Below are 4,343 nucleotides of genomic sequence, written 5' to 3' on the forward strand. Positions count from 1 at the left end.
CGCGCTTGAGAATGTGGTGATGCCCCAACTCATTCGCGGCCTGCCCAAGGCGGAAGCCCGCAAGCGGGCGCGGGAATTGCTCGAATTTCTCGGCCTCGGCCCGCGCGCCACGCATCGTCCCTCGGAGCTTTCGGGAGGCGAGCAGCAGCGGGTCGCGATCGCGCGCGCCGTGGCGAATGCGCCGCGCCTGCTTCTGGCCGACGAACCAACCGGCAATCTCGACCCGCAGACGGCCGGGCACGTGTTCAACACGCTGGTCTCGCTGGTGCGCGCCACCGGCCTCGCCGCGCTGATCGCGACGCACAATGTCGAGATTGCATCGCGCATGGATCGCATCATCACCATTGCCGACGGCAAGGTCATCGACAAGGTCTGAGCGCGAAGCCGCGGCCTCACGTAAGGTCGATCGAGACCGGTACGTGGTCCGAGGGCTTTTCCCAGCCGCGCACATGCTTGTGTATGGCGTAGCCGGCCAACCGGTCTGCCGCACGGGGCGAGAGCAGCAGATGGTCGATGCGGATGCCGTTATTGCGCTGCCAGGCGCCAGCTTGGTAATCCCAGAAAGTGTAGAGCCCGTCTGAATCGTCGCAGGCGCGCAGGGCATCGGTGAGCCCGAGCGCCTCCAGTGCCCGCCAGCGAGCGCGCGTCTCCAGCTGGAACAACGCGTCATTCACCCAGGCTTGCGGCTTCGCCGCATCGCGCGGCTGCGGAATGACGTTGTAATCGCCGGCGAGCACGAAGATTTCCTCGTCCGCGAGCAGGCCTCGTGCATGCGCAATCAGGCGGTCCATCCAGACGAGCTTGTAGGGGAATTTCCTGGCGTCATCGATCGGATTGCCGTTCGGCAGGTAGATCGAGGCGACGCGCACGGCCTCGCCGTCACGGGAGATCACGGCTTCGATGTAGCGCGCCTGTTCGTCGGAATCATCGCCCGGCAGACCGGTGCGCACATCCTCGATCGGGTGGCGTGAGAGGATGGCGACGCCGTTATAGCTCTTCTGGCCATGCACGACGAGATTGTATCCCGCATCCTCGATCGCGCCTGTCGGGACGTTTTCCTGTGTCGTCTTGAGCTCCTGCAGGCACAACACATCCGGCTTCGCTTCTTCGAGGAAGGCCAGCAGGTGGTCGTGGCGGGTGCGGATAGAATTGACGTTCCACGTGGCGATACGCATCGGGCTTTGATCTTTCGAACGCAATGGCGGGATATGTCAGCGGCGCCCGCCGCCATATGGATTCTGGCCGAGGGTGAGCTTCTGGAAACCCTTCACGGCAAGCGTCGGCTTCTTCGCTGAAATCACCCGTGAGTTGATTCCCTGCCAGGCGATCTCACCGGAGAGGCGACCATATTCGATCTTTGGACAGCGGTTCATCACGACCGTTACCCCGCGTGCCTCCGCCCGCGCTGCGGCCTCGTCATTGCGCACGGAGAGCTGCATCCAGATCACCTTCGGCAGCGGGTCGAGCGCGAGGGCTTCGTCGACGATCGGGCCCGCAGCGGCGGAATTGCGGAAGATCTCGACCATGTCGACGGGGCGGGGAATATCGGCGAGCGTGCCGTAGACGGGCAGGCCGAGAATCTCGGTTCCCGCCAGTCCCGGATTGACCGGGATGACGTCGAAATCGCGTTCCTTCAGATACTTGATCACGATCCAGCTCGGGCGCGCCGGATTGGCCGAGGCGCCGACGATCGCGATCGTGCGCGTCTGCTGCAGGATGCTCCGGATATGCCTATCCGGATACTGGTCATGGACTATCGCCGCCTGTGTCATGCCGTTGCCTCGTATCCCGATTGCCGCACCGGCACATGGTTACGCCGCCACAGCGTCCGGTGCAATCGGGAAGGGCGCGGAAGCGGGATGGTATTGCTCTCAAGCCGCTTTCTTGCCCTCGGCGATCTTCACCAGCTCCCGAAGGATGTTGCGGGTGGTCTTCAGGCGGCGGTCGATATCGGCGACGTCGCGCATGAAGACGATCTTCATGTCGGCGCGCACCTTCGCCGTCGGGCCCTGATCGGCCACATAGGCGACGAGGCCGGCCGGATCGGCGAAGGAATTGTCGCGGAAGGAGACGGTGATGCCCTTGGCCCCGCCCTCGACCTTCTCGACATTGGCGCGCCGGCACAGCACCTTGATCTGCATGACCTGGAGGAGCTGATCGACCTCTGATGGCTTCTCGCCGAAGCGATCGACCATCTCGATGCCGAATTCCGCGATGGCGCTCTCATCCTCCATGCCGGCGAGGCGGCGGTAGAGGTCGAGGCGCAGTTGCAGGTCGGGGACGTAATTCTCCGGGATCATCACCGGCGCGCCGATGGCAATGGTCGGCGACCACTGGTCCTCCATCACCTCGCCCTTGCCCTCCTTGAGCTGGGAGACGGCATCTTCCAGCATCTGCTGATAGAGCTCGTAACCCACCTCGCGGATATGGCCCGATTGCTCCTCGCCGAGCAGATTGCCGGCGCCGCGAATGTCGAGATCGTGGCTCGCGAGCTGGAAGCCGGCGCCGAGCGTATCGAGCGATTGCAGCACCTTGAGGCGGCGCTCCGCCTGCGGCGTGAGGGTGCGATTCTCCGGGACCGTGAACAGCGCGTAGGCCCGCGTTTTCGAGCGCCCGACGCGCCCGCGCAACTGGTAGAGCTGAGACAGGCCGAACATGTCGGCGCGGTGCACGATCAGCGTGTTGGCGGTGGGGATGTCGAGGCCCGATTCGACGATTGTTGTGGAAAGCAGCACGTCGAACTTGCCCTCGTAGAACGCCGTCATCACGTCCTCGAGCTGGCCGGCCGCCATCTGGCCATGGGCGACCGCGACTTTTACCTCGGGTATCTCGCGATCGAGGAAGGCCTTGACCTCGCTCAGATCCTCGATGCGCGGCGCGACATAGAAGGCCTGGCCGCCGCGATAGCGCTCGCGCAAGAGCGCCTCGCGGATCGCAAGCGGATCGAAGGGCGCGACGAAGGTGCGCACGGCCAGCCTGTCGACCGGCGGCGTCGCGATCAGCGAGAGCTCACGCACCCCGGTGAGGGCGAGCTGCAGCGTGCGCGGGATCGGGGTGGCGGAGAGCGTCAGCACATGCACCTCGGCGCGCAGCTCCTTCAGCCGCTCCTTGTGACTGACGCCGAAATGCTGCTCCTCATCGACGATGATCAGGCCGAGATCGCGGAACTTCACCGTCTTGCCCAGCAGCGCATGGGTGCCCACGACGATATCGACGGTACCGTCGGCAATGCCTTCCTTGACGCGCTTGAGCTCGGCGGAATTGACGAAGCGCGAGGCCTGGCCGATCTGCACGGGCAGGCCCTTGAAGCGTTCCTCGAAGGTCTTGAAATGCTGGCGCGCGAGCAGCGTCGTCGGCACCACCACCGCGACCTGACGTCCGGCCATGGCGCAGGCGAAGGCGGCGCGCAGCGCAACCTCGGTCTTCCCGAAACCGACATCGCCGCAAACGAGTCGGTCCATCGGACGCCCGGAGGCGAGATCGTTCATCACCGCATCGATGGCGTTGAGCTGGTCTTCTGTTTCCTCGAATGGGAAGCGCGCGGCGAATTCGTCGTAAAGCCCTTCCTGAGGCGTCAGTTTGGGCGCCTCGCGCATGACGCGGGCGGCGGCGATCCTGATAAGCCCGTCCGCCATCTCGCGGATGCGCTGCTTCATCTTCGCCTTGCGCGCCTGCCAGGCGCCGCCGCCGAGCTTGTCGAGCTGAACCTCGGTATCCTCGGAGCCGTAGCGCGTCAAAAGTTCGATATTCTCCACCGGCAGGAAGAGACGGTCGCCACCGGCATAGTGGATCTCGAGGCAATCATGCGGCGCGCCGGCAGCCTCGATGGTCTTGAGCCCGATGAAGCGTCCGATGCCGTGATCGGCATGCACGATCACGTCGCCGGGGGTGAGGGCGGAGACCTCGGTCAGCACATCCTGCGGCTTCTTGCCCCGACGCCGCGCACGCACGAGGCGATCGCCGAGAATGTCCTGCTCGCCGATCACCGCGACATCGCGCGCCTCGAAGCCGGATTCGATGCCCCAGACCGCGAGGCCGATCTCGGTTTTGGAAAGCGCCTCCACCTCGTCGAACCGGCGCAGCCCCTTGACGTGCTCCAGCCCGTGATCGGCCAGCACGTGTTCGAGCCGCTCGCGCGAGCCCTCCGACCAGGCCGCGAGCATGACCTTGCGACCGTCCTTTTGCAGATTACGGATATGCGCGACGGCGGCGTCGAAGACGTTGGCGCCCTCTGCCTCGCGCTCGGCGGCGAAGCTGCGGCCCTGACGGGCGCCACAATCGACGACGATGCGCTCCGCTGTCTGCGGCGCGGCGAAGGGTGTCAGAACGCCACCGGCGCGCTG

At 65.2% G+C, this 4,343-nt stretch carries 4 protein-coding genes; 1 reads left to right on the forward strand and 3 read right to left on the reverse strand.

Annotated features, from left to right (window positions below):
- Window positions 1-376, forward strand: a 376-nt coding sequence (locus VKP01_RS11080) for an ABC transporter ATP-binding protein (RefSeq protein WP_324412260.1), incomplete at its 5' end; no start/stop codon positions are given.
- A 16-nt stretch (window positions 377-392) separates the two neighbouring features.
- On the opposite strand, the gene xth is transcribed toward VKP01_RS11080, so the two are convergent.
- From xth to mfd, 3 genes are all read right to left on the reverse strand, one after another.
- Window positions 393-1,175: an exodeoxyribonuclease III gene (xth, locus tag VKP01_RS11085; RefSeq protein ID WP_324412262.1), complete on the reverse strand. Its 783-nt coding sequence runs from the start codon at window positions 1,173-1,175 to the stop codon at window positions 393-395.
- Between the two features lie 36 nt (window positions 1,176-1,211).
- Window positions 1,212-1,772 (reverse strand): CoA-binding protein, encoded by a 561-nt coding sequence (locus tag VKP01_RS11090; RefSeq protein ID WP_324412263.1) that lies wholly within the window; start codon window positions 1,770-1,772, stop codon window positions 1,212-1,214.
- A 99-nt stretch (window positions 1,773-1,871) separates the two neighbouring features.
- The coding region (gene mfd, locus VKP01_RS11095) for a transcription-repair coupling factor (protein WP_324412265.1) at window positions 1,872-4,343 on the reverse strand (2,472 nt) is incomplete at its 5' end.

Source organism: Saliniramus sp. (assembly GCF_035311605.1).
GTDB lineage: Bacteria > Pseudomonadota > Alphaproteobacteria > Rhizobiales > Beijerinckiaceae > Saliniramus.